The 1568-nt window shown below is 36.9% G+C and carries 4 protein-coding genes; all 4 read left to right on the top strand.

Annotation, left to right across the window (positions count from 1 at the left end; translation table 11 throughout):
• A partial coding sequence (locus tag PBA01S_RS22525) for a hypothetical protein (RefSeq protein WP_218027475.1) occupies positions 1-319 on the top strand: 319 nt, incomplete at its 5' end.
• Positions 320-323: 4 nt separating this feature from the next.
• On the top strand, positions 324-719 hold the full coding sequence (locus PBA01S_RS22520) for a DUF6979 family protein (RefSeq protein WP_085170997.1): 396 nt from the start codon (positions 324-326) through the stop codon (positions 717-719).
• Positions 720-801: 82 nt separating this feature from the next.
• Positions 802-1065, top strand: coding sequence for a YbaK/EbsC family protein (locus PBA01S_RS22515; protein WP_084770566.1), 264 nt, complete (start codon positions 802-804; stop codon positions 1063-1065).
• A complete protein-coding gene (locus PBA01S_RS22510; protein ID WP_016310985.1) occupies positions 1043-1546 on the top strand; it encodes a GNAT family N-acetyltransferase in 504 nt (167 codons plus the stop codon). The genes PBA01S_RS22515 and PBA01S_RS22510 overlap by 23 nt, the downstream gene beginning before the upstream one ends.
• The last annotated feature ends 22 nt before the right edge of the window (positions 1547-1568 follow it).

The raw sequence follows: 1568 nt of genomic DNA, 5'->3' as shown, positions 1-1568 counted from the left end.
CTTGAATATAACTGGAAAGAACTGGAGGGAATTCATGAAGAAAATTCTCAGTGGAATATCATTCTTGTTTTTTGGATTAACTCTCTATATTACGGCACACATTCAAGCAGTAAATTATCTACCATTAGTTACATCGTGGAATACGGACAAGGGGAAGTATTGGAGTGCCTTAGATGAAACACATGGAATACAGCTAACTTATTTTGGAATCACATTTTGTGTGTTAGGGACAATTTTAATTTTGATTGGGTGTTTTGAAGATCAAATAAAGAAAATATTTAAAATCTCAAGCAGTAAGCAAGAAGAAACACGGAGATGATTTTGTGGGTAAGTACGGAGAAGCAGCAGTCAGATCTGTAGTTCTATTAAATACTGGCATAACCCATGACCCAGTGCTAGCATGGGAGACTATTACAAGAGAGATCTTTGGTGAAGGTACTTCTTCACAGAAGAAAGGTTGCCCCAAAGGTACTTTTTTAGGTATTTGCGAGTCTGGATTAGTAAATGGTGTGCCAGCTGGAACATATACTAGATCAAAATTAAATAAAGAATATGGACTAAGGGCTCTTACACTTTTATCCCTTAATCCTGAATTGATCAATGATATGAAAACATTATGGTTTCAAACCTTAGGGGATAACCAGAAGAAACATAATCAGCAAATGGATGTTGTAATTTCTCTTTGGAAGAACGACTTAATAAATACGAGAAATTTGTGAGTGGTTCGGAGATGGCAATAACTTCGACACTTGTATTCACACCAGAGCATTCGCCCCTCGATCCGCCCGAATCATTTCGGGAATGCAGATTCATGCGGACAACGCTACGAACCTCATATTGAAGACGGATAGAGGATACTTCTCACTGATAGTATCAGGAGATTATGGGCGTGTAGACCTGGAAACGATCAAAGAAATAATAAAAGCTCAAGAAGTTAGATTCGCAAAACCCAAAGAAGTAGAAGAAGCCACGGGCAGTCGAATAGGAAGTGTATCATTAATAAATCCTACATCTGAAATACATTTGAAAGGAATAGACCACAATGACTCAGTACATTGTCAGTAATAACGAACTATTCATAAGAAAAACAGAACTTGAAGATTTAAATTATGTACTACAAGCAGAACAAGATCCGGAAAGTAAGAAGTTTATTTTGTCATGGTCCAGAGAACAACATGAGAGAGCGATCTCCAACGATGATTCTCTACATCTGATTGTAGAGGATACAAATAGAAGAAAAATAGGTTATGTAATCATTCAAGGGATGAAAAATCCGAATCGTTGTTATGAGATCGTTCGAATCAATTTGAGTGTGAGGAACCAAGGTTACGGTAAGAAAGTCATGAAATTGATATTAGATTATTTGTTTAATCAATTGAAAGCCCACAGAGTCTGGCTAGATGTGAAGGAAGGGAATCAGAGAGCCTTTCATGTATATCAATCGCTTGGATTTAAGGTGGAAGGCACTTTGCGTGAATGTATAAAGAAGGAAAGCCACTATGAATCATTAATAATAATGGGATTATTAAGAACCGAATATAGCTGACCAATCGAGGAAGTCAGAGACT

This window comes from Paenibacillus barengoltzii NBRC 101215 (assembly GCF_004000745.1).
GTDB classification, from domain to species: Bacteria; Bacillota; Bacilli; order Paenibacillales; family Paenibacillaceae; genus Fontibacillus; species Fontibacillus barengoltzii.
This window is presented reverse-complemented; position numbering and strand designations above follow the sequence as displayed.

Excerpts from the sequence above, each read along its gene's own strand:
- PBA01S_RS22515 (WP_084770566.1), top strand. The coding sequence starts at position 802 with ATGCAGATTCATGCGGACAACGCTACGAACCTCATATTGAAGACGGAT.
- PBA01S_RS22510 (WP_016310985.1), top strand. The coding sequence starts at position 1,043 with ATGACTCAGTACATTGTCAGTAATAACGAACTATTCATAAGAAAAACA.